Here is a 22,946-nt window from a genome sequence, read left to right as displayed (position 1 = left end):
GCCGGATCCGGCCCTCGGGATCGAGACGGCGCCGGAACAACGCATCGGGCCGCACCCGATCGAAGGCCGCTATGCCCTCGAGACACGAACAACGCCTGACGCCGGCCGGCGCGCGCTCGCCAGGCGCGCGCTCGACGACAGGCGCTCAGCCGGTCACGGAGCGAGCGAATCGATCCACACGCGCCGCACGCGGCGCGCAAACCGCCCTCGCCGCGGCTCGCCCGGCGATTGCACGGCGAGAGGACCACCTGTGACCGCCGCGCTGCGCCCGCGCGCGGCCGCTCGCAGCGGGGCGCTCGTCGGAGGGGTAGTCCGAGGCAGGAGCTCAGGCTGCTGCGCGCCCGCGACATCCATGTCTGCACCGTCGTGCCGGCGACGGTCGACACCCCGCTCTTTCGGCACGCAGGCAACTACGCGGGGCGCGCGCCCAGGGACATGCCCCCGATCGTCTCACCTGAACGCGTGGCGCGCGCCATCGTTCGCCTGGCACGGACGCCTCGGCGAGACATCTTCGTGGGCAGCGCGGGCCCACAGCTCGCCTTGCTGTCTCTCCTCGGGCCGGGCTCGCAGCCCTCGCGCCCGCCGCGCCAGGCCTCTTGTGGCTCCGCCCAAGGCTGCTCGCGTGGACACCTGGCGGTGACGGCGCGCTCCCGCTCCCTTGAAGTCGTCTGGACATATCGTCGGGACAAGCGCGCTTTACAGCCCGGGCCGAACAGCTCAGCCGCTGTGCGCCGCTCAACAGATGGATGACGCTGGAAGAAGGTCGGGCGAAGTCGGCAGGGAGAAGCTCGCTTTTCCTCCACGGGATGGACTATTCTGTCCATTCCTATGGCCGAGGACAACAGCTACGTGTTTGCGGGTTCGGAGCGTGCGCGAGAGCTGGAGCGCCTGCGGCGGATCGAGGGCTTCTTCGACCCCGGCAGCCGGCGCCTTCTCAAGGCGTCCGGGATGGGGCCCGGCTGGAGCTGCCTCGAGGTAGGAGCCGGCGCCGGGTCGATCGCCTGCTGGATGGCAGAGCGCGTGGGCCTCGAGGGCGAGGTGGTCGCGGTCGACCTCGATGTCGGGTTCATGGACGCTTCTCCGCCGCCCGGGGTCCGGATCATCGAGGGCGACATCCGCCAGCTCAATTTCCACGCGGCGCGCTTCGATCTGGTGCACGCGCGCTACGTGCTCATCCACAACGCGGATTTCCAGGATCTCCTCGACGCCATGCTCGCAGCGCTGAAGCCCGGCGGCCACCTGGTGCTCGAGGAGCCCGACTTCACCGCGGCGAGGGGCGCCTCCGGTCCGGATATCGAGGCGTTCGATCGGGTCAATCGGTCGATCCTCGCGATGTTCGAGGCCGACGGCAAGGACCCCGGCCTCGGCCTGCGCCTGCCCGCGATCCTGACGTCGCGAGGGCTGGCCATCGAGGCCGTCGAGAACGAGGCGCCGCTGTGCCCGGGCGGTCACCCGCTGTCCGAGATCATGAGCATCTCAGCCACCCAGCTCCAGCACAGGTATCTCGCGACAGGGCGGATCAGCGCGGAAGATCTCGCCGGCTACACCCGGTTCGCGGCCGATCCGTCGGCGTGGGGTGTCTACTACGGCACCGTCGGCGTCCTGGCCCGCAAACCGGCCAGGACCTCCGACTGACGTCCTGCTCCCGCCCCGGCGGCCAGGTGACGGTGCCAGGTGACGGTGACCAAGAGCCCGATTCCGGGCCCGCCCTCCAGCAAAGCGGCGAACTCCGTCCTGCGATCTCCGTCGAGCTCGGACACGGCACCACGCTGATCCTCCGACAGCGCCGCTCCCCGCCCCCGCCCGCCCTCGCGCAAGGTTTCCAGGGCCGCCGCCCGTGCGGCGCCCGCGTCCGTTCATCGACGTCGAGAGGTGGCACCCCTGCGCCGGTCCGTCGCGCGGCACGGACGATTCAGCCGATCCTGCGCGCTGGTGAGAATTGACTATTTGATGTTCTCGCGGCTTGCGCCGCCCAACAACGGTTCAAGATACGTGACGGGGCGGGCCAGGCATCACCGCCGAGCGCTCCAGCGCCGGCCCCGCTTCCGTCAATGACATGGGGGAACTATGAACATTCGAGCCGATTCTCTTCGTTTTGCATGCATGGCAGCCCTCGCGCTCGCGGGAACCAGCGCTTGCTCCGTCGCGGCGGAAGACGGTGTTCTGGTGGCGGCGGACGAGGACAGCTCGGAGGAGGCGGTCGATTCCACCTCACAGGCCTTCTCGCTCAGCATGCCGCAGCTCGCCGCCGTGCTCGCCGCCTTCAACGCGACCGAGATCACCGACGCGCAGATGGCCCGGGCCAAGGCGTCGGACGCCCACGTCCTCGAGCTCGCCGCGCAGCTGTTCGACTATCACACCGCCGCGAGCCAGCAGCTCGCGCTCGCGCTCACGCAGATGGGCATGGCGCCGGCGGACAACGAGATCAGCCTGTCGCTGATCGAGCAGGGCACGGCGGATCGGCAGCAGCTCGATGGGCTCGCGGGGCCCGGCTTCGACTGGACGTTCGTCAACGTTCAGATCTATCGACACCGGGAGTTCCTCGCCCATCTCCAGGAACAGATGGCCATCGTGGGGCCCGAGCTGCACCCGGGGCTCTCTCACCTCGTCCCGGAGGTCCTGAGCGCCACGAAGCGTAACCTCTCGTTCGCCACATCGCTCCTCGCGCTCATCGGCAGCCCGTACGTTCCGGAGAGCGGCTATCCATCTGGCGTTCCCTACTCCGGCAATTACGGCACCTACGGCAACTACATCGATTACGGCAATTACGGTAACTACGGCAACTACGGCAACTACGGCGGCGGCTTCGCCAACAACGCGCCTTCCTACGGCCCCGTCTACTTCGGCGGCAACGGGCCCTACTCGCCCGCCGTCTCCCCCTACTACGGGGTTTACGGCCGCAGCACGCCGCCTGGCTTCGGCGCGCCCAGCCCGTACCCCCGCCCCTGAGGCCGGCCCGATAGGGCTCGCTCGCGCCAAGGCGCCTGGCGAGGGGGACGTGCGCGTCGCCGCCCCACGCTCGAAAGGAGCGGGAAGCAGCCGGTGGGTTTCTGACGGGCCTACGAGGAAGGGCGCGGCGCGCTACAGGCGTCGCCGTGCCCGGCCGCGATCCGGGATGACCGCGTGGATCTCCGCCTCGCTGAAGCCAGCGGCCCTGTAGAGGCGCTTCAGGTGCACCAGCTCGATGTGCGCGCTCTTCGCCACCGAGGCACGGATGCGGTCGAGCACGCTCAGCCGCTCGAGCGGCAGCCGGGTCGCCTCGACCGTCGAGCGCACCGCCGCCGCCGCCGACTTCACCTCGGCCGCCGCGGCCTGCGCCTTGTCCAGGCTGAGCTTCGGGTGGATCCCGGAGCCGAGGAGCTGCGCGAGCACCTCCAGCCGATCCGGCTGCCCCGTGAGGTCGCCGTCCTCGTTGTCGGCGAAGTAGGCGACGCCGCCCGGGAACAGGATCGACAGCGCGGGATCCGCGGAGGGGCGGCCCACGGCGTTCCAGACGTCGTCGGCGACCTTGCCGAGCGCGTCGTCGGCGCGCGCGGACTCGGCCTCGACCTTGGCGAGCAGCGGCTCCGCCTCGGAGCGCGCGGCGTTGCGCTGGGCCTCCACCCCGTCGAAGAGCGTCAGCACGGGCACGAGCCGCTGCTCGGCGAGCTCCCGGAGGGGCCCGCCCTTCGCGGAAGCGCTCTGGAGCGTCGCGCGCACGTCACCGATGATGTCGTCCGCTGGCGCATCCTTGCGAATCACCTCGCCCATGATGTCGATCCTCCTCAGGCTCCAAGGCTGCGGAGTCCAGCGATACACGACCCGCGAACGCCCCCCGTCGACGCTGTCACCTCGGGCACCATAACGGACCGACGCCCACCCGATCAACCGGATCGCAGCCCGGCGCCGTCGGCCCCGGCGTGAGCCTCCAGTGCGCCTCCCTGGTACACTCTCGCCGTGCACCTCGGCCCGCTGCTGCTCACGGCCCTGCTCGTCCTCCCGCTCGCCGCGCACGCCGGACAGGCCGGCGATCTGGTCGCCGCCGCGGCGGCGGCGGGGCGTCCGCCCGAGTGCTCGGCGCGGTCCGGCCGGGCCATCGCCCGGGGGCCCACCGTCTGGGAGCGCGCGCGGGCGCCCGAGCTCCCGCGCTACTGCGACCTGCTCGCGCGCGGCCAGGCGCAGCTCGGCGGCGACGCCGAGGCGGCGCGCGAGTCGGCGCGCCTCGCCGACCAGCTCCTCCCGGGGCACGCCGCGCCCCAGGTCCTGCTCGCCCGCGCCGCCCTCGCGCTCGGCTCGCCCGAGGACGCCGCGCGGGCCTTCGAGCGGGCGCGGAGCGTCGATCCCCGCAGCGTCGAGGATCCGCAGACGATGCACGACCTCGCGCGCTCGCTCGCCCGCACCGGCAAGCGCGGCGAGGCGATCGCGATCTACCGCGCGCTCGTCCCGCGGATCGATCTGCTCGGGACCGCGGACCAGCGCGCGCTCGTGCTGCTCGAGGCGGCGCACCTGTCGATGGCCACGGCGGGCGCGGCGTCCGTCGCCGACGCGAGCGCGAGGCCGCCCGCCGGCGCGCACGGAGAGGCGGCCGCCCGCGGGGCCCTCGACGAGGCGATCGCCTACCTGCGCGAGGCCCGCCTGCGCGCGCAGACGCAGCTCGCCCGCGACGTCACGCTGTCGCTCGCGCTCGCGCTGGACCGCGGCGGCGACAAGGCCCAGGCGGACGCCGCGCTCGAAGGCGAGGCGGCCACGCTGGAGGCCCCGCGCGGGCGCGCGGCAGAAGATCGGAGCGCCGGGGCGGCCGCGCGCGAGCGGGCCGCGGACGACCTCGCCAGCGCGGCGGCGCGGCTGCGCACCGTCGAGTACCTCGCGGTCCCGGAGGACAGGCTCGCCCTCGAGGCGCTCGCGCTCGAGCGGACCATGACGGCGGCCGCGATCGCGCGCTGGGAGGCGTACCTGTCGGGCGCCGGCGGCCAGGGGCCGTGGGCCCCGGCGGCGCGCGCGCGCCTCGACGCGCTCCGGCGAGGTGGCGGCGGGGGCCACCGGCCCGCGCGCGCGGCGACGGGCGCGGCCGCGCGCGGCCCGCAGGAGCGGAGCGCGGCGCCGCCGCCGCGGCTGAACCCAGGAGGAGCGCGGTGACGCGGCGCTCGCCCCTGCCCCGGCGCTCGCTCCTGCCCTGGCGCTCGCTCCTGCCGGGCGCCGCGGCGCTCCTTGCGTTCTCGCTCGCGGCGGGATCCCTCCGCGCAGCGCCGACCGTCTGGTCCCGCGCGCTCGATCCGGCGGCCGACGAGCGCGAGGAGCTCATCTCCCAGGCGGACGCGCTCCTCGCGCGGTACGACCAGCTCCGGCGCTCGCCGCTCCTGGAGCGGGTCGAGGAGATCGGACCGCTCTGGCTGCGCGAGGCGCGCGCCCTGTACGAGCGCGCCGGCGCGGCGACCTCGCGCACCCCTTCGGTGCGGCTGCGCTACGCCGACATCCTGGAGCACCTCGGCGACGTGCAGGGCGCCGTCGCGGCGCTCGAGGGGCTCCTGCGGCTCCATCCTCCGGCGCCTTTCCGGGCCGACGCGTGGCACGCGCTGGCGGTCTGCTACGCGCGGCTCGGCAGGTACACGGACGAGATCGAGGCGTACGACGAGGCGCTGGTGCTCGAGCCGCACGCGGCCTCGCGCGCGCTGCTGCTGGCCAACCAGGCCGAGGCTTACATGGCGCTCGGCGACATCACGTCGGCGGTCGAGGGGTACCGCGCCTCGCTCTCGACCCTCGGGTCGCTCGACATGGTCCGTTACGGCGTGACCACGCTCTGGGGGCTCGCGGTGGCGCTCGACAGGTCCGGCGACCTGGAGGGAGGCATCGAGAGCATCCGGCTCGCGAGGACCTACGATCGGGCCGACCAGCAGATCAACGGCGCTGGCTGGTTCTACGTGCCTTCCTACGACGAGGCCTGGTACGCGGCGCTCGGCCACTGGGCCGCGGCGCGGAGCGCCGAGCTCGGCGCCGCGCGCGCGGAGGCCTACCTGCAGGCCGTGACCGCGTGGGAGTCCTACATCGCCCGCGCTCCCGGGAACGATCACTGGCTGCCGCTGGCGAAGGCGCGGCGAGCGCAGTGCGAGAGGGAATGGGAACAGATGTTGAAGCGCCTGCGCAAGCTCGCGGCGCCGCAGCGGCGCTGAGCCGGGGCGGCGACCGCTGCAGCGTCTGGACGGCCGAGCGGCGCTTCCGCCCGCGCGCGGCGTACGGCGCGTCCGGCGAAGGACGGCCGCGCGTGCGCGTGGTGCGCGTGATCACCGATGGTGCTCTGGTCGTACAGCGGCGCGATGGCGAGAGCCCCTTTACGACCCCGGCCGGCGGGTTCACCTTAAGGTGGTCGCCCTCGCGCGCGGGGGCGGCGCCGGCCAGCTCACCCCGAACGGAGGCTCCATCGAGATGCGTGACTCGGTGTTCGATGAGGTCGTGCTCTGGTCCGGACGTCCCAAGGTCGTCGCGACGCCGCTGCTCTACCTCGTGGGCGCGGCGGTGTGCGGCGTGACCTCCGCGATCAGCACCGCGTCCGCCGTGGTCGTGAGCAAGGCCCTCGACGCGTCGCCGAACCAGCTGCTCGCCTTCGCGGCCTGGATGGCGAGCCTCGCGGTGGCGTTCAGCTACCTGCCGCGCTGGTGGCGCTCGGAGCTGGAGTACATGCTCACCGATCGGCACATCGTCGTGCAGCGCGGGAAGCTCCGGCGCTCCATCGAGCGGCGGTCGATCAGCTACGCGCGCATCCACTGGAACCCGAAGCACCCCGGCGTCGGCGACCTCGAGCTCGTCAGGGCGGTGCCGACCGGCGCCCTCCGGCGGCGGCTGTCGATCGTGCTGACGGGCGTCGTGGCCCCGGATCGCGTCTGGGCGATCCTCCGGGGCGTCGTCCCGTCGGCGCCCGCGGGCGACGGTCACCGCCTGCTCTCGCAGCGCCTCGACGAGGGCGAGCGGGTGCTCTGGTCGGCGCACCCGGCCGACGGCTGGCACAAGTGGCTCCCGAACGGCCTGCGCGGCGTCGGCTCGGTGCTGCTCGGCGTGCTCCTCGGCGGCTTCGCGGTGGTCACGGCGGTGCACGCCGTGCGCAGCATCCGCATCGTGACCGCGGCGGGCATGGATCCGGAGAGCGTCTCCTTCGTGGCGCTCGTCGCGTCCCTCTCGCTCACGATCGTGCTGCTCGTCGCCGCGGGCGCGGCGATGCTCTACATGTCGGTGGTGCGCCCGGCGCGGCTCGCGGCGCGGACGCGGTACCTCATCACCGACCGGCGCGTGCTCATCCAGCGCGGCGACGAGGAGCTGCACCTCGATCGCTCGCGCATCGTCGACGTGATCGACGCGCCGGGCGCCGGGGGCCTGCGGGACGTGTTCCTCGTGCTCGACGGCCCGCGCGCCCGCGCCGTCGCCGCGAGCGGCGCCTTCGGCGAGGCCCCGGGCGCCGGGCTCCAGCCGGTGCTGCACCGGGTCGCGGACGTGGACTCGGTGCGGCAGATCCTGCGGCCGGCGTAGTCCACCGTCGCCTGCGCGCGCCGCGCGCCCTGCTCATCGCACGAGCCCGTCCGCGGAGGCATCGTCGCTGCTCCCCGGAGGAGGATCGGCCACGGCGAGGTGCCGTTCAGACTGGATCTCGAGCGCTGCCTCACACCCGAGCCTCGGATCCTGCGCTTCCGAGCTCGGCAGTGTACCCCGCGCACGTTGGATCAGGGTAAGGAGCCCCATGCCGATCGTTCAGATCAACGACCCGCAGCAGTCGGCGCCGACGAGCTGCGGCGTCATCATCTTCCGCGTCGATCTCCAGACGGGTAATGTCGACGGCACCTTCGCCCTCGCCCTCTACGAGGGGGAGCTCGCGCGCGAGATCGGAACCAGAATCAGCCCCCCGACGGGAGATTTCGCGGGCGCGTACTCGGTCACCACCCTGCGCCCCGACGGGACCACCTTCGCCGTGGGCGACATGATCGCCAGGCCGCTCGGCCAGGAGGGCGTCTACCTGGTCCGCTGGGTTCTACGGCCGGTCGAGCTGGCGCTCGAGGAGCTCGGCTATGTCCCGGGAACGCAGCTCATCTACGAGGCGATAGGGATGAAGCTCAACGGCGGCGCGGCGGTCGCTGTCGCCTGGGACAACAATGTCTTCGCGCGGCGCTGGCCCCAGGGAACCGCGCCGCAGCAATAGAGAGCCGCGGCCTCAGCCAGGCAACGCGACGATGAACGTCGCGCCCTCGCCCTCCTGGCCATCGACCCTGATCGTGCCCCGGTGGGCCTGGACGATGTCGTAGCTCAGCGACAGCCCGAGGCCCGTGCCCTGGCCCGTGGGCTTCGTCGTGAAGAACGGGTGGAAGATCTTGGCCCGAAGCGCCTCGGGGACGCCGACCCCGTTGTCGCGCACCCGGATCTCGACCTCGCGCCCGAGCCGCCGCGTGCTCACCACCAGCGTCGGCACGTACGGTCCGGCCGCCGAGCGCTGCTTCTCTCGCAGCGCGTGGAAGGCGTTCGTCAGGAGGTTCACGAACACCCGCCCGATCTCCTGCGGCACCAGCTCGATCGCGCCCACCGCCTCGTCGTAATCGCGCTCGATGATCACGTTCAGATCGAGCTTCTGCGCGCGCATCCCGTGGTAGGCGAGGCTCACGTATTGATCGAGCAGCCCGTTCAGCCCGACGCGCTGGCGCTCCCCCGTGCCGCCGCTCGCGTGCTGCATCATCCCCCGCACGATCCCGTCGGTGCGCCGCCCGTTCTCGGCGATCTTCTCGGCGCTCTGCTTCAGGCTCACCACCAGATCCTCGATCTCGGCGACCTTGAGATCCCGGTTCGACGCGAGCCCGTCCAGGATCTCGGCGGTGATATCGACGTTCGCCTCGGCGAAGTTGTTGATGAAGTTGAGCGGGTTCTTGATCTCGTGCGCGATGCCCGCGGTGAGCTGCCCGAGCGAGGCCATCTTCTCCGATTGCACGAGCTGGAACTGCGTCGCCTTGAGGTGATGCAGCGCCTCCTCGAGGTCGGCGTTCTTCTTCTGCAGCTCCGCCGTCCGCTCGCCGACCCGCTGCTCGAGCTGCCCGTAGAGCACCGCGTTCTCGATGGACACGGCCACCTGGGCCGAGAGCAGCCGCAAGACCTCCAGCCGCTCCTGCGTGAACGCGCCCGTGGCCAGGTTGTTCTCGAGATAGAGCACGCCGATGAGCTTGCCGTGGTTGAGGAGCGGCATGCACAGGACCGACCGCGTCTGGTTCCGCGTGATGTAGGGGCTCTGGGTGAAATCGCCCTCGTGCGCCGCGTCGGCGAGCACCACGCTCTCGCGGGTCCGCTCCACGTACACGGCGATGCTCTCCGCGAACTGCCCCCCCTCCACGGACGACACGAGATCCAGCTCCGTGACCGCGGGGGCGGCCCGCGGGTCGGCCGGATCCACGCGCGCCTCCACGCTGGGGATGAGCTCCTCGCCCTGCGCGAGCAGCAGGACGCCGCGCTCGGCCCCCGCGTTCTCGATGACGATGGTCATCAGCTTGGTGAGCAGCCGCTCCAGCACGAGCTCGCTGGCGATCGCCTGCGACGCCTTGAGCACGCTGCCCAGATCGAGCACCCGCGACGTCTGCTGCCGGGTGCTCGTGGTGGTGAGCGTCGTCCGGTCGAGGGGCGCCTCGGCCAGCGGCTGCGGCGGGTTGAGCTCCGCGTCGAGCAGCGCCACCTTGCGCCGCGCGCCCCAGAGCTCGAAGCCATAGCGGGCGTCGGCAAGGTAATCCCTGCCGAGCCGCTCCTTTCCGCGCCGGAGCCAGAACCTGCCGTAGAGCTCGCTCGCGAGCGCCTCGTCCTGGAGGAACCCGTGGGCCCTCGCCGAGGTGATGGCGCGCTCGTACAGCTCGATGGCCTCCCCGATCTCGCCCGCGAGCCGCGCGAGCTCGGCCCCGACCAGCGCGTGCATGTGCGAGAACGTCTCGGGGCAGACCTCCGCCCACCGCCCCAGCTGATCCCGCCTCGCCGCGGCGGCCTCCTGGAAGTCCCTCCGCTCGTCCGCCCCGGCGCCGTCGGCCAGCGCCGCGAGGCAGAGCGCGTGATGAAACTGGTGCTCCGCCGACGCCACGTTGCCGGTGACCGCCGAGACGAGCGCCTCGGCCCTCGTCGCCGCGGCGCGCGCCCCCGCCAGATCGCCGTGCAGGTACAGCGTCTGCGTCTTCAGGATGTGATGGTAACAGAGCGCCATCACGCTCTGGTTCGCCTCGCACGCGGCCAGGTAGTCGGCCTCGGCGGCGGGATCCGGCGCGGCGCCCCCGGCCCTGCCCGAGAGGTCCGCGAGCGCGAGCTCCAGCCCGCGGATGATGTCGATCGCGATCTGGTTCTTGCTCTTCTGGTTGAAGTGCAGAAACTCCGGCAGATCCGCGAGCACCTGCGCGAGGGGCCTGCCCTCATAGAGCTGGTTGAACAGCTTGTAGATGAGGATATAGCCCGCGTACCGCAGCTCCCCGGCCTCGAGCCCCGCCTTGTATCCAGCGTCGTTGACCGCCTGGGCCGCCGGCAGGTGCTTCACCCATGGTAAAAGGAAGTTGCCGAGGGCGAAGCAGCTGTTGCAGACGTCGCCGGGGCTGTTGAACCGCTCGCCGAGCCGCACCGCGAGCACCCCCATCTCGTAGCCCGCGACCGGCTGGCCACGGAACCCCGAGAGCACGATCCCGAAGAACGCGAAGATCGAGCAGGCGCCGGGGGCGAGCCCGTACTGGAGGCTCAGGCCGACCGACTTCGTGACGGTGAGCCCGTAGAGCTGCCGGTCCACGTAGAACGTCGCCGAGAGCACGTTCGAGAGCAGCTTGAGCGCGGCCTTGCCGGCGGGGTCCTCCACGGCGGGCGCCTCCAGCAGCGACTCGAGCGGGCGATCGCCGAGCCGGCGGTCGACGTCCGCGAGCTCCGCCTCGAGCGCCGCGCCGAGATCCCGCTCGGGCAGGTCGATGCCGAGCAGGGCGAGCCCGCGCCGGGCCTCGTCGATGGCCTCCGCGTACCGCCCGACCATGGTGCAATGGCTGACCAGCGCGTCGTACACGCCGGCCTGCTCGAGCGGCGTCCGCGCCTGATCGAGAAGCACCCGGGCGAGCGCCTCGGCGCGCGCATGGTTGCCGTTGAGCCCCTCGGCCTCCGCGAGCTCGCGGTGGAGATCCGCGGTGAGATCGTGGTGCTCTCCCCAGGAGCCCTCGGGCAGGAGCGCGAGCCCCGCGGCGAGGTACTCCCGCGCCGCGGCGTAGGCGGTGGAGCTCTTCGCCCGCTTCCCGGCCTCCAGGTTCAGCCGGGCGATCTCGAGCCGCTCGACCGGATCCGTGACGAGGCCCCGCCCCTGGTTCAGGTGCGTCGCGAGCTGGAAGATCCGCTCGGCCCGCTCCGGCCCGCTGATCTTCGAGAGGAGCAGCCGCCCGATCCTGAGGTGCACCGCGGGCCGCTCCGCCTCCTCGACGAGCGCATACGCCGCCTGCTGCACCCGGTCGTGCAGGAACCGGTAATGCCGCACGAGCAGCGAGGGATTCGTCGAGTCCTGGACCACCTCGAGCTCGGAGGCCGGCAGCAGGAGCCCCTCCAGCGCCGCCGCGAACAGCGGCTGGGACAGCGCCTCCTCGGATCTGCCCGCCACCAGCGAGAGCGCGCGCAGATCGATCTCGCTGCCCATGCAGGCGCCGAGGCTGAGCGCCTGCTGGGTCGCGGCCGGCAAGCTGCGGATCTTGCCGATCATGAGATCGATGATGCCGTCGGTGACGCCCTTCGCCTCGATCCGGCCGAGATCCCATTGCCACCGCCCCCGCTGCCGGTCGAAGGCGATGAAGCCTTCCTTGTGCACCGCCTTCAGGAGCTCGCTCACGAACAGCGGGTTGCCCTCGGTCTTGCGCAGGATGAGCTCCGCCAGCGGGCGGACCCGCTCCGGCTCCGCGTGCATGGCCTGGCCGAGCAGCTCCTCCACGTGCTCGCGGCCGAGGGGCCCGAGGTGGATCTCGTGCACCGCCGTCCCGTACGCCCGGATGGCCGCGAGCGTCATCGTGAGCGGGTGAGCCGGCCCCACCTCGTTGTCCCGGTAGGCCCCGATCAGGAAGAGGTGCGCCGGTCGATCCTCCCCGAGCACCCGCTCGAGCAGCCGCAGGCTGGCCGCGTCGGCCCACTGCAGGTCGTCGAGGAAGATCACGAGCGGGTGCTCCCGCTTCGCGAAGACCCGCAGGAAGCGCTCCAGCACCAGGTTGAAGCGGTTCTGCGTCTCCGTCGGCCCGAGCTCGGGCGCGGGCGGCTGCGGCCCGAGGATCGCCTCCACCTCGGGGATCACGTCGAGGATGACCTGCCCGTTCTGGCCGAGCGCGCCGCGCAGCGCCTCCTGCCACCCCGCGAGCCGCGCCTGGCTCTCCCCGAGGATCTGCCGCACCAGCGACCGGAACGCCGCCACCACGGCCGCGTAGGGCGTCGCCCGCTGGAGCTGGTCGTATTTCCCGCCGATGAAGTACCCCCGCCGCCGCGTGATCGGCTCGTACAGCTCGCGCACGAGCGCGCTCTTGCCGATGCCCGAGGAGCCCGTGACGAGCAGCAGCTCGGCCGCGCCTCGCGCCCCCTCGACGGCGCTCTTCGCGCCCTGCGCGACCCGCTCGAAGGTCGAGAGCAGCGCCTCCACCTCGCGCTCCCTGCCGTAGAGCCGCTGGGGGATCTGGAACCGCTCCGGCACGTCGCGCGCCCCGAGGTCGATCGCCCCCACCGCGCCCGTGTCGCGGAGCGCCGCGATGCACGCGGCGAGGTCCGCCCTGATGCCGTACGTGCTCTGGTATCTCGCCTCGGGCGCCTTCTCCAGGAGCCGCATCACCACGTCCGACACCGCCCTCGGCACGCCTTTCGTCCGCGCGTGAGGCGGCGCCGGGAGCCTCGCCAGGTGGCAATGCACGAGCTCCATCGCGTCCTGCGCCGGGAAGGGGAGCGCCCCGGTGAAGAGCTCGTAGAGGGTGACGCCGAGCGAGTAAAAGTCGGTGCGGTAATCGATCGCCCGGTTGGTCCGGCCGGTCTGCTCGGGGGCGATGTACATGAGCGTCCCGTCGAGCACGTCCGGGCTCTTGAGGACGGGGTTCTCCCGCGACAGCACGGTGGAGATGCCAAAGTCGATGATGGCGAGCCGCTCCCGCTCCGCGCTCCAGACGATGTTCGAGGGGTTGATGTCCTTGTGGATGATGCGCTGCTCGTGGAGCTGCCCGAGCGCGTCCACGATGCGGACGGCGATGTCCAGCGCCTCGGCGAGCGGCGGCGTCCCCCGGCGCAGCAGCCTGTCCAGCGACTCCCCGCCGAAGTCCTCGATAGCCATGGTCCAGCCCTGCAGCTCGAGCCCGAGGCCATAGGCCCGCGGGACGCAGGGCAGCTCGAGCCCGCGCTGCATATCGTATTCGCGCTGGAACCAGGCGAGCCGCTCGGGAGACGGGCGGAGGGGCTTCAGGATCTTGAGGATGAGGGGCTCCCCGTCCGCCTTGCGCAGGGCGCGGCAGACGCGGGTGTTGGTGCTGTCGTAGACCTGAGCCTGTATCTCGTACCCGGGCAGGACCATGCTGGATCTAGCCTCGATGCGCCGCGGGGCTGCGGGGCGAGTGGCGGAGGGCGGCGCTCATGGGAGCGGATTGGACCACGGTCCGCGGGACAAAGCCATGTCCCCGCCGGGCCGGCGCTCCTTCGACCGAGCACGCACCGAGCACGCACCGAGCACGCACCGAACACGCACCGAACATGCGCGCGCTGCGCCACCTCGCGCCGGAGGTGGCCGCGAGGCGGCCCACGTTGACGCCCGCATTCCGGTGCTGATAACAAGGACCCTCATGCTCCGTTCAATGGGGGGAAAGGTCCTCGTGCCGTGGCTCCTGCTGCTGGGCCTCGGAGGTTGTCCCAAGCCGCCCCCGTGCGCCCCCGTCCAGATCCAGGAGCGGAAGCACCCGTTCATCGCCTTCGATCGCCACGACATCCCCGCCCTGAGGCAGCGGGTCACCCAGGACCCTTACAAGACCTGGATGGACGATGTCCGCCGGGGCCCGCCGGGGCAGGGCCACCCGTGCGCGGCCCCCTCCACGAATACGGACGTAAAAGAATACCAGCTCTCCAACTGCGCGCTGTACGGGGCCCTCTCCTGGGTGGTCGAGCAGCGCAGCGACGCGCTGAAGACGGCGCGCGATACGCTGCTGAAGGCGGGCGACACCAGCACCGGCTGGAACCAGACGCCTGGCGCCTGGTACTGGGGCGGAGCCCTGCTCAACTATGCGTACGCCTACGACCTCGTGCAGCCGGCGCTGAGCGCGGACGACGACGCGGCCATCCGCGACAAGCTGGAGGACGCGCTCGGAAAGACGATGGGGGTGTACGGCGAGTTCAACACAACGTACGTCACCAACTTCCGCTATCGCGTGGGCAGCGGCGCGGCCACGCTGAGCTACGCCCTCGGCGAGCACGACCACGCCTGCACCGTCGAGCGCGATCTCTTCGGCGACGAGCCGCTGGACTCGCTCGTCGCCCTCCGCTCCTACGGCCCCTACATGCAAGCCTGCCTGACCAAGGACGGCACCTACGTCGAGGGCCCGAGCTACCAGGACGACGTGTTCTCGGTGATGCTGCCCTACCTCCAGGCCATGAAGAGGCTCTCCGGCGGGGCTCGCGACGGCCGTGATTACATCAACGCGGTGAACACCCCCGCGGTCTGGGGCGATGACACCCGCATCGCCCGCATGCTCCGCTACGGGGGCGCCCTCTCCATGCCGGACGGCAACGCGGCCACCCTCGAGACCGGCTGGCGCGAGCCCCTGCAGCTGAGCAGCATCGCCGCCAGCGCGCTCAGCGACAAAGAGGGGCGCCGCGACGCGAAGGGCTTCTATGGCTGGCTCAGCGCGAAGGGCAAGGCCGTCGTCAACAACCCGGTCTATAGCATCCTCTATACCGATCCCGACATCGCCAGGGCCGGCTCCGGGGCGCAGGAGCCCAAGGAGCCCGCGTACACATCGATCGTCACCTCGGACATGACCTCGCTGCGCTCCGGCTGGAGCGCGGACGCGGTTCACCTGCTGATGACGACCGAGCACGAGTACCGCCCGTCCTCGCACAGCCAGCCCGATCAGACGAGCTTCCTCCTGCACGCGAAGGGGCAATACCTGCTCATCGATCCGGGCGACGGCCGCAACTACGACCCCGCGGGCAGCTCCCACACCTCGCTGTTCTACTGGGTCAACTTCAGCCCGGAGTCGCACAACCTGGTCACCATCGACAGCTTCAAGGGGATCCGGGATACGTACCAGACGCCCGCGTGGCGCCAGCTCGGCATCTTCAGCGACCTGACCCGGCCCGTGGACGATCCGGCGATCCTGCAGGCCTCCTTCCTGACCGGGGAGCTCGATTCCTCGACGGTCACGATCGACGACTACGTCAACGTGCCCGACGTGTCCACGCGGCGGACGGCGGCGCTCGCGCGGAGGAGCTACGTGGTCGTCTTCGACCACATGATCTCCGCGGGCATCGGCTCGGCCCAGCCGATGCTCCACTATTACGACACCCACCTTCATTACAGCGGTTGGCTGGGCTGCCGGCCGGGCGCGCCCGCCATCTGCACCGACTACGCCACCGCGAGGCCCACCTCGCCCAGCACCCAGGTGGACTGCGGCGACGTCTGCGGCCAGGTCCGGATGGCCAGCGACCTCGCGGCGGAGGCAGCGACCGGGCTCGCCCCGAGCGAGCCGGTGACGCCGGACGCTGCCGGCCGCGCTCCGGCCGCGCCCACAGCGGGCCGGCTGGTGTGGGCGACGCGGACCGACGACGGCAAGCGCGAGCTCGAGCTCGACGTGGCCTACGTCCCCCGCCCTGACGCCTTCTCGGTCGATCGAAGCGGCTTCACCAACTTCTTCCCGAACATGACCTTCCGGCACCCGTTCTCGGTGGCGCGCTACATCGGCTCCAGCACGCAGTGGCTGACCGTGCTCTACCCGCGCGACCTCACCGCCGGCGAGCCGAAGCCGGCGATCGAGGCGCTCAAGGTGAGCGGCGGGAGCGGCTCGGCCGCGCTCGTCTCCATGGCGGAGCAGGACACGCAGGATCTCGCGCTGGTCTCCGACGGCGCGCAGCCGGTGGAGGTGGGCGACGCTTTTCGCGTGCCCGCCGTGCCCGCCGCGAAGCTGCAGGGCCGCAGCGCGCTGCTGCTCCTGCGCCACAGGGCGCTCGAGCGCGCCCAGGTCGACGCCGGCACCTCGCTGAGCCTCGGCGGCCGCGCCCTGCTGCTCGCCGCCTCGCCCGTGTCCGCGTCGCTCCGGCCCGAGGGCCCCGGCCTCGCCGCGGAGCTGGTGCTCTCGAGCGCGGCGCAGGTCGGCCTCGCCGTCTCGCAGAAGGACACGCAGCTCACCCTCGACGGCAAGCCCGCGCCGACGCGCTACGACGCGGCCAGCGGCACGGCCTCGACGAGCGTGCCCCAGGGCCGCCACCGCCTCACGGCGCGCTGAGGCGCGTCGAGCCGGCGCCGGCGCGGCGCGACCTCATCGCATGGTGGTCGTCGAGTGGACGCCGATGGTCGGCTCGCAACCTGCGACGAAATCGGCCGGAGCGCGCTTCACCAGGTTGAAGACGCTCACGGGAGGGGCTCCCGGCAGCAGGCTTCTCGCGCCGACGTCTTCGAAATCGAAGAGCTGCTGCGCGGCCTCGCGGACCGTCGCTTCAACGAGGATCTCCCCTGGCCGCGACGCCCTGGCGAGGTGCGCTGCGGCGTTGACCACCTCGCCGAGCACCGTGTAGTCGAGCCGGCCGTACGCCTGGGATCCGACGCTGCCGGAGAGGACCTGCCCCGTGGAGAGCCCGATGCAGATCCCCTGCGTGTACGGCGAGCCCTCGCCGGCACGGCGCGCCACCGCCGCCATCTGCGCGCGGACGGCCACGCACGCGCTGAGCGCCCGAGACAGGTGATCCGGCCCCTGGAACACCGTCATCACCGCGTCGCCGAGGAACTTGTCCACGACCCCCCCCTTGGCGACGAGCTCCGGGACGATCACCTCGAAGTTCGCTCTGAGCAACCGCATGGCCTCGCCGGGCAGCCTCTCCCGGGTGACGGGCGTGAACTGGAAGATGTCGATGAACGCCACCGTGGCCATGACCGCCTCGCTCGCGAGCGCGATCGCGGGGCCCATCTCCCGGATCCGCTCGATCAACGCCGCGCTCGTGAACTGACGGAGGATCTTGTTCTCCTCGTCCGAGCGGGCGTTCCTCCGCAGCTCCGCGACGTGCTTGATCGTCTTGTCGATGGTCGCCTCGAGATCGCCCCGCTGGATCGGCTTGAGCAGGAAATCGAACGCGCCCTGGTTCATCGCGCTCCGGATGTTCCCCATGTCGCCGTAGGCGGACATCATCACCGTCCTCGCAAAGGGGCTCACCTCGGGGACGCGCCCGAGGAACGTGAGCCCATCCATCACGGGCATGTTGATATCGGTGACGACGACGTCGATGTCGGGGTGGCGCCGGAGCTCGTCGAGGGCGTTCTCACCGTTGTCAGCGAAGATGAACTCGTAGACCCGGTCGCGGATCTTCTGCCGGAAGAGCAGCTTCATCATGAGCGCCACGTCCGGCTCGTCGTCGGCGATGAGGATCTTGGCGGGGCCCCCGCTGGCCTCGATCACCGCCGCGAACGCCGCCACGAAATCGGCCGCGGACTGGAACCGCTGCGCCGGGTCCTTCGCCAGCGCGTGCTCGAAGAAGCCGTCGAAGCCGGGCAGCAGGCCGGGCACGAGGCTCGACGGCGGCGGGAACGGATCGGTGCAGATGCTGATGAGCAGCTCCCCGATCCCGCTCGCCGCGAACGGGAGCCGGCCCGTGAGGGCCCTGTAGGTGATGACGCCGAGCGACCAGAGATCGCTCAGGTGATCCGGCACGACGGCGCGCACCTGCTCGGGGCTTATGTACGATGGCGTACCGACGACCCTGCCGAACGATCCCTGCTGATCCTCGTCCGACTCGAAGACCGTCCACACCACGCCGAAATCGAGGAGCTTCACGCATTCTCCTGGCTCCTTCCGCGCCAGGAAGACATTCGCCGGCTTGAGATCGCGGTGGATGATCCCCGCGGAGCTCGCCACCTGCAGGCCAATGGCGATCTGCCGGAGCAGGGCGAGCGTCGCCGACGGCGAGAGCTGCCGCTCCCGGGTGAGCCTGGCCTCGAGGTCCTCCCCTTCGAGCAGCTCCATGACGATGTAAGGGCAATCTTCGTCGATACCGTAATCGTGTATCTGGATGATGTGCTCGTTGCGGAGCCGCGCGATCGCCGTCGCCTCTCGCTCGAACCGGCGTCGCGCCGGGTCGGAGCTGACATGCTCGGGCGTCATCACCTTGAGCGCCACGGGACGCCGGAGCACCTGATCGAACGCCTCCCAGATGACGCCCATCCCGCCGCGTCCGATCTCTCGTCTCAGCGCGTACTTCCGCGCGATCGTGCGATTGAGCATGGTGAGCGCAGTGTAGCGAGCTCCCAGCGCGCTTGCTCAGGTTCGAGACGCGGGGGCCCGTCGACAGCAGCCCTGCATCAGCGAGGAGAGGGCCGCTTCACACCCAGGACCTTCATGCGGTAGGACAGCGTGCGCACCGGTATCCCCAGCCGCCGCGCGGCCTCGGTGCGGTTCCAGCCCGCGGTTTCGAGCATGTCCTGGAGCAGCTTGGCCTCATACTGCTGCACCTTCCCCCGGACCAGCCCGCCCTCGGGGGGCGCCTCCTTCGGGGCGGACGGCGTGGGGCAGAACACGGCCACGTCGGTCGGAGCGCGGCCGAGCTCCGCGTCCTTCCCGAGGTCCGCGGGGCGCTCGGACTCGCCGCGCGCCGCCGCCGCGCGCACCCGCGGGGGCAGGTCCTCGAGGCCGACGAGCGCGCCGGGCGTCACCACCACCGCGCGCTCGATCACGTTGCGCAGCTCGCGCACGTTGCCAGGCCACGCGTACGCGCAGAGCAGGGCGAGCGCCTCGGGGGTGATGCCCTCGACGCGTCGTCCGTTGGCCGCGCTGGCCGCGCGCAGGAAATGCCGCGCGAGCGGCTCGATCTCGTCCTTTCGATCGCGCAGCGGCGGGATGTCGATGACGACGCCGCCCAGCCGATAATACAGATCGGCCCGGAACGCGCCCGACGCGGCCATCGCCTCGAGATCCCGGTGGGTCGCCGCGACGACGCGCACGTCGACCTCGATCTCGCGGCTCGATCCGACGCGGCTGAACGACCCCGACTCGAGCACGCGGAGCAGCGCGGCCTGGGCCGGCGGCGGCAGCTCGCCGATCTCGTCCAGGAACACCGTGCCGCCGTCGGCCTCCTCGAACACGCCCTTCTGCTGCTGCAGCGCGCCGGTGAACGCCCCGCGCTCGTGGCCGAACAAGGTGCTCTCCACGAGGTCCTTCGGGATCGCCCCGCAGTTGACGCGCACCACGCGCCGCCCCTTGCGCGGGCCGCCCTCGTGGATCATCCGCGCGACGACCTCCTTGCCGGTCCCCGTCTCGCCGTGGAGGATGACCGGGATGCGCGAGGCGCCCACGCGCCTCACCGTCTCGATGACCTCGCGCATCTGCTGGCCGGCGATGATCCCCCCTTCCTCCGGCTCCTCGCGCGCGAGCACCGAGGTCGCGGCCGGGCCGCACGCCACCGGGCGCTCGGGCGAGGCGTGGCGGGCAGCCTCGCGCGCGGCCGCGAAGACCTCGTCCGCGGTGCTTCCGGCGTCCGGGTAGAGGGCGAGGCCGACGAGGAGCCGGGCGTCGCTGCCGACGAAGGAGGCTGCGATGGCCTGCGCGGCGCGGTGCGCCTCCTCGGCACCGGCCTCGGGCAGGAGCACGTGGGCAGCGCAGGTGCCGTAGAGCGCCACGCGATGGACGGGCTGAAGACACGCGCGCACGGCGTTGATCCAGCCCTCCGCCGTCACCGCCGCGCTCATGCGCACGTGGAGCAGGGCGAACGGACGGCGAAAATGTCGGGCGCGCGTCAGCTCGTCCTCCACGCGGCGCAAGAGCTTTTCCTCTCCCTCGAGATCGAGGGACTCGCCCGCGGCGCCGAACGCCTGCACCCGCAGCGCGACGCTGCCGAGCACGACCTCATCCCCTATCGCGATCCCGGCGCGGGAGACGCGGCGGCCGTCGAGGAACGTGCCGTTCTTGGATTCCAGGTCATCGACCCACACCCGCCCGCGCGAGAGGAGGAAGCGGGCGTGCTCCCGCGACAGGGTACGATCGTCGATGCAGAGCGCGGCAGGCGCGGCGCGCCCCACGACAAGCGGCGTGTCGGGCGAGAGCAATCGTCTCTCCGTCTTTCCGGCGTGATGCCAGACGAGCGCGATGCCCAGCGTCGCGGTCTGCTGAATGGCAGAGATCGACCTCCCCGCCAGGGTCCAGGTCTTCGCCGCGTCGTCCTGCACCGACTTGCCTGACCGCATGCATTCCGCCTCGCTGGTCTCTATATCAGGCTCTTTCGGAAGGTCCAAGAGCCACGGACCTCGCCGCTCGTGAGTCTCCGCCGCGCTGCGCGGCGCTGCGCCGCTCTGCTCCTGTTTGTGTCGCCAGGTCGCCGCGGGCGGGCGTTCCACTTCCACTTCCACTTCCATTTCCATTGCGCGCCAACGTTTGCCGGCGCGCCCGGTCATGTCCGGTGGGCCTCGGCCCAATAGCTCAAGCCGGCTCACGTGCCGGGCGGAGCGACGATCTGGACGAAGGCCGCGGGAGCCGGGAGGACACCGCTGTTACGTTCGGCCCATCCTTGCCGGCAAACTCTTGCCGGGCAACTCGCGACGGCGATCTCTTGCGGGCAAGGTCTTGCCGAGGGGGCCATGGGCGGGCGCGCCGCGCCCCCGGAAACGCACGGGTGCCGCTCGCATTCTGCCTGCTGACGTGGAGCGCCGAGCGCTTTCGAGGAGGGCGCGCCCTGGTGGCACGCAGGCTGCAAACAACCGAAATCAGAATCGAACGGGCGGCGAACATCGCGACCCAAGACGTCAACCAGACAGACCACTCCAGGAGCCGACCATGAACACGAAACACATCCTCTCCGCACTCTTCACCTCCAGCGCGTTCGGCATCCTGCTCATCGCGGGTTGCAGCGTGCCGATGGACGAAGGCGGCTCCGAACAGGCGTTCGCCGACGAGGAGATCGTCGAGGAGGCGTCGCAGGCGCTCGGCCCTGCGTGCGTCGCCAAGAACCTCGCGCTGGAGGCCGGCCCGATCTGGAACACCACCGATGCCCAGACCAAGTGCCCGAACGTCTGCAATCCCCAGAACATGAACTGGAACGGGCAGTGGTGGACGACCGTTCCGGGCGCGATGTCGGTATGCGAGTGCAGCCCGCGCCCTGCCGCCGTCGTGCAGGCCGGCCCCATCTGGAGCAACACCCACGCTCAGACGCAGTGTCCGAATACCTGCGCCGCGTTCAGCAGCGCGACGAAGTGGGACGGGCAATGGTGGACGACGGTCCCGGGCCAGATGTCCGTCTGCGAGTGCGCAACCACCCCGCCGGCCACGGTGTCGCTCGAGGCCGGGCCCATCTGGAGCAGCGCCGACGCCCCGAGCAAGTGCCCGGCCGCCTGCGGCACGAGCCGCGCCTGGAATGGGCAGTGGAGCACGACCGTCTCGGGCCAGATGTCTGTCTGCGGCTGCGCTTGCACGCCCTGACGTCACGACGACCCGCTCGTGAGCGCGCCACCGCGCTCACCTCCGGGTCACGCGGGCCTCCAGGTCGCGCACCCGCGCCTCGAGCTCGCGGACCCGCGCCTCGGCGGCGGCGCGGGCGCGCTGCTCGGCGACGCGGGCGCGCTGCTCCAGCGCGCGCGCCTCGCCCTCGGCCCGGAGGGCCTCCTCCTCGGCTGGCACGAGATCCGTCGCGCGGGAGCTCCGCGCGACGCGCAACGTCGGGTGCGGGCCGTCCTTCAACACGACGAGGTGCGCGTCGAGCGCCTCGATCCAGACGGGATCGCCGCTTCCGTGGACCCGCAGGTAGGTGCCGTCCGCGTCTCGCCGGTACAGCTGGAGAGGCACCCGCTCCTCCGCGAGCGGCGCGCGGGCGGCAGCCGCCTCGGGATCGAAGAGCAGGAGCTCGGGACAGCCGAGCTGCCAGTACTTCGCCGGCGCATCCTCGTAGATACGGCGCCAGTCGCCCGAGACCACCTCCAGCGCGAACCGCGGCGGACGATGGCCGGGCAGCCAGGTCTGCCACTGCCGCGGGACGGGCGGCAACGGGCGGTGATCGAGGACGTAGAGGTCCGGCAGGACGCGCACGAGCGGCTCGCCCCGCACCCACGCGAAGAGTTGCCCGGTGCCAGCGTACCAGTCGGCCCAGCCACGCTCGCGCGCAAGCTGGGCGACCACCGACAGCAACAGGCGGACGATCTCGGACCGCTCGACCTTGTCGGGACGCTCCGCGTCATCGGGCAGGTACCAGCCGGACCAGTCGATCGCGGCGCCGGCCTCTTCCGGCGACAGATCGCGGAGCACGAGCGCGCGGGGAGAACGCCGAGGGGTAAGGGGGAACCCGATGCGATTCGGCGATGCCACGCGAGGAAATTAGCACCCCGACAGGCCCCGCGGGGCGCCGAATTTCGACGAGCACTGCCCGGCCTTCGCGCCCGACGACAGGCGGATCGCGTTCAACAGGACGTTTGGTCCGGGGGAGATGTACCATCATCCCGACTCCGGGTTTCACGTCATCCCCGCGGCCGGCGGCGCGCCGACGCGGCTCGCGGCCAACGACCCGCCCGCTTGCCTCGGGTCACGAGCCCTGGAATCCACGACAGCTGCCCTCGAGGGTCGCCCGAGGCCACCACCGTCGACGGCAAGACCTGTTGCTGGGTCATCTTCTCGTCGTCGCGCGACGGCCACGCTCCGATCTCGCGCTGACGGAAACCAACCGTCATACCATCCGTTTGGCACACGTGTGCCAGGCGGCCTGCGGCCAGTGCTTGCATGTCGTGCTCTCCGCAGCGCGGCAGGAGCGGCGCGCGGGCGAAGCGCGGTGAA

At 71.5% G+C, this 22,946-nt stretch carries 13 protein-coding genes; 8 read left to right on the top strand and 5 right to left on the bottom strand.

Annotated features, from left to right (window positions below; all coding sequences use genetic code 11):
• Positions 1-828: 828 nt before the first annotated feature.
• Both WMF14_RS47635 and WMF14_RS47630 read left to right on the top strand, forming a co-directional pair.
• Positions 829-1,635 (top strand): class I SAM-dependent methyltransferase, encoded by an 807-nt coding sequence (locus WMF14_RS47635; protein ID WP_437797482.1) that lies wholly within the window; start codon positions 829-831, stop codon positions 1,633-1,635.
• 468 nt (positions 1,636-2,103) lie between these two features.
• Positions 2,104-2,949 carry a DUF4142 domain-containing protein gene (locus WMF14_RS47630; RefSeq protein ID WP_437797481.1) on the top strand — a complete coding sequence of 282 codons (846 nt, stop codon included), beginning with the start codon at positions 2,104-2,106 and terminating at the stop codon, positions 2,947-2,949.
• Positions 2,950-3,081: 132 nt separating this feature from the next.
• On the opposite strand, the gene WMF14_RS47625 is transcribed toward WMF14_RS47630, so the two are convergent.
• The gene (locus WMF14_RS47625) at positions 3,082-3,750 is read right to left on the bottom strand and encodes a hypothetical protein (RefSeq protein ID WP_272096606.1); all 669 of its coding nucleotides are present in this window, start codon (positions 3,748-3,750) and stop codon (positions 3,082-3,084) included.
• A 186-nt stretch (positions 3,751-3,936) separates the two neighbouring features.
• Here WMF14_RS47625 and WMF14_RS47620 point away from each other — a divergent pair, with 186 nt between their 5' ends.
• From WMF14_RS47620 to WMF14_RS47605, 4 genes are all read left to right on the top strand, one after another.
• Positions 3,937-5,115, top strand: coding sequence for a hypothetical protein (locus tag WMF14_RS47620; protein WP_437797479.1), 1,179 nt, complete (start codon positions 3,937-3,939; stop codon positions 5,113-5,115).
• Positions 5,112-6,146, top strand: coding sequence for a tetratricopeptide repeat protein (locus tag WMF14_RS47615; RefSeq protein WP_437797477.1), 1,035 nt, complete (start codon positions 5,112-5,114; stop codon positions 6,144-6,146). Before WMF14_RS47620 ends, WMF14_RS47615 begins: the two co-directional genes overlap by 4 nt.
• 253 nt (positions 6,147-6,399) lie before the next feature.
• Positions 6,400-7,494: a hypothetical protein gene (locus tag WMF14_RS47610; RefSeq protein ID WP_437797476.1), complete on the top strand. Its 1,095-nt coding sequence runs from the start codon at positions 6,400-6,402 to the stop codon at positions 7,492-7,494.
• A 208-nt stretch (positions 7,495-7,702) separates the two neighbouring features.
• Positions 7,703-8,158 (top strand): hypothetical protein, encoded by a 456-nt coding sequence (locus WMF14_RS47605; protein ID WP_437797474.1) that lies wholly within the window; start codon positions 7,703-7,705, stop codon positions 8,156-8,158.
• A 12-nt stretch (positions 8,159-8,170) separates the two neighbouring features.
• Here WMF14_RS47605 and WMF14_RS47600 read toward each other — a convergent pair whose 3' ends face one another.
• Entirely contained in the window at positions 8,171-13,519 is a 5,349-nt protein-coding gene (locus tag WMF14_RS47600) for an AAA family ATPase (RefSeq protein ID WP_437797472.1), read from the bottom strand.
• A 265-nt stretch (positions 13,520-13,784) separates the two neighbouring features.
• On the opposite strand from WMF14_RS47600, the gene WMF14_RS47595 reads away from it, so the two are divergent.
• Positions 13,785-16,436, top strand: coding sequence for a hypothetical protein (locus WMF14_RS47595; protein ID WP_437797470.1), 2,652 nt, complete (start codon positions 13,785-13,787; stop codon positions 16,434-16,436).
• A gap of 33 nt (positions 16,437-16,469) precedes the next feature.
• Here the strand turns inward: WMF14_RS47595 and WMF14_RS47590 are convergent, their stop codons facing one another.
• Together WMF14_RS47590 and WMF14_RS47585 are read right to left on the bottom strand one after the other, a co-directional pair.
• Entirely contained in the window at positions 16,470-18,422 is a 1,953-nt protein-coding gene (locus tag WMF14_RS47590) for a protein kinase domain-containing protein (protein ID WP_437797468.1), read from the bottom strand.
• A 77-nt stretch (positions 18,423-18,499) separates the two neighbouring features.
• Entirely contained in the window at positions 18,500-20,377 is a 1,878-nt protein-coding gene (locus tag WMF14_RS47585) for a sigma 54-interacting transcriptional regulator (protein WP_437797466.1), read from the bottom strand.
• Between the two features lie 586 nt (positions 20,378-20,963).
• On the opposite strand from WMF14_RS47585, the gene WMF14_RS47580 reads away from it, so the two are divergent.
• The gene (locus WMF14_RS47580) at positions 20,964-21,605 is read left to right on the top strand and encodes a mannan-binding lectin (RefSeq protein ID WP_272096595.1); all 642 of its coding nucleotides are present in this window, start codon (positions 20,964-20,966) and stop codon (positions 21,603-21,605) included.
• Positions 21,606-21,641: 36 nt separating this feature from the next.
• On the opposite strand, the gene WMF14_RS47575 is transcribed toward WMF14_RS47580, so the two are convergent.
• The gene (locus WMF14_RS47575; protein ID WP_437326494.1) at positions 21,642-22,484 is read right to left on the bottom strand and encodes a Uma2 family endonuclease; all 843 of its coding nucleotides are present in this window, start codon (positions 22,482-22,484) and stop codon (positions 21,642-21,644) included.
• Between the last annotated feature and the right edge of the window lie 462 nt (positions 22,485-22,946).

The organism is Sorangium sp. So ce693 (assembly GCF_051521375.1).
GTDB classification, from domain to species: domain Bacteria; phylum Myxococcota_A; class Polyangia; order Polyangiales; family Polyangiaceae; genus Sorangium; species Sorangium atrum.
This window is presented reverse-complemented; position numbering and strand designations above follow the sequence as displayed.

Excerpts from the sequence above, each read along its gene's own strand:
- WMF14_RS47635 (WP_437797482.1), top strand. The coding sequence starts at position 829 with ATGGCCGAGGACAACAGCTACGTGTTTGCGGGTTCGGAGCGTGCGCGA.
- WMF14_RS47630 (WP_437797481.1), top strand. The coding sequence starts at position 2,104 with ATGGCAGCCCTCGCGCTCGCGGGAACCAGCGCTTGCTCCGTCGCGGCG.
- WMF14_RS47625 (WP_272096606.1), bottom strand. The coding sequence starts at position 3,750 with ATGGGCGAGGTGATTCGCAAGGATGCGCCAGCGGACGACATCATCGGT.
- WMF14_RS47610 (WP_437797476.1), top strand. The coding sequence starts at position 6,400 with ATGCGTGACTCGGTGTTCGATGAGGTCGTGCTCTGGTCCGGACGTCCC.
- WMF14_RS47605 (WP_437797474.1), top strand. The coding sequence starts at position 7,703 with ATGCCGATCGTTCAGATCAACGACCCGCAGCAGTCGGCGCCGACGAGC.
- WMF14_RS47600 (WP_437797472.1), bottom strand. The coding sequence starts at position 13,519 with ATGGTCCTGCCCGGGTACGAGATACAGGCTCAGGTCTACGACAGCACC.
- WMF14_RS47595 (WP_437797470.1), top strand. The coding sequence starts at position 13,785 with ATGCTCCGTTCAATGGGGGGAAAGGTCCTCGTGCCGTGGCTCCTGCTG.
- WMF14_RS47590 (WP_437797468.1), bottom strand. The coding sequence starts at position 18,422 with ATGCTCAATCGCACGATCGCGCGGAAGTACGCGCTGAGACGAGAGATC.
- WMF14_RS47585 (WP_437797466.1), bottom strand. The coding sequence starts at position 20,377 with ATGCGGTCAGGCAAGTCGGTGCAGGACGACGCGGCGAAGACCTGGACC.
- WMF14_RS47580 (WP_272096595.1), top strand. The coding sequence starts at position 20,964 with ATGAACACGAAACACATCCTCTCCGCACTCTTCACCTCCAGCGCGTTC.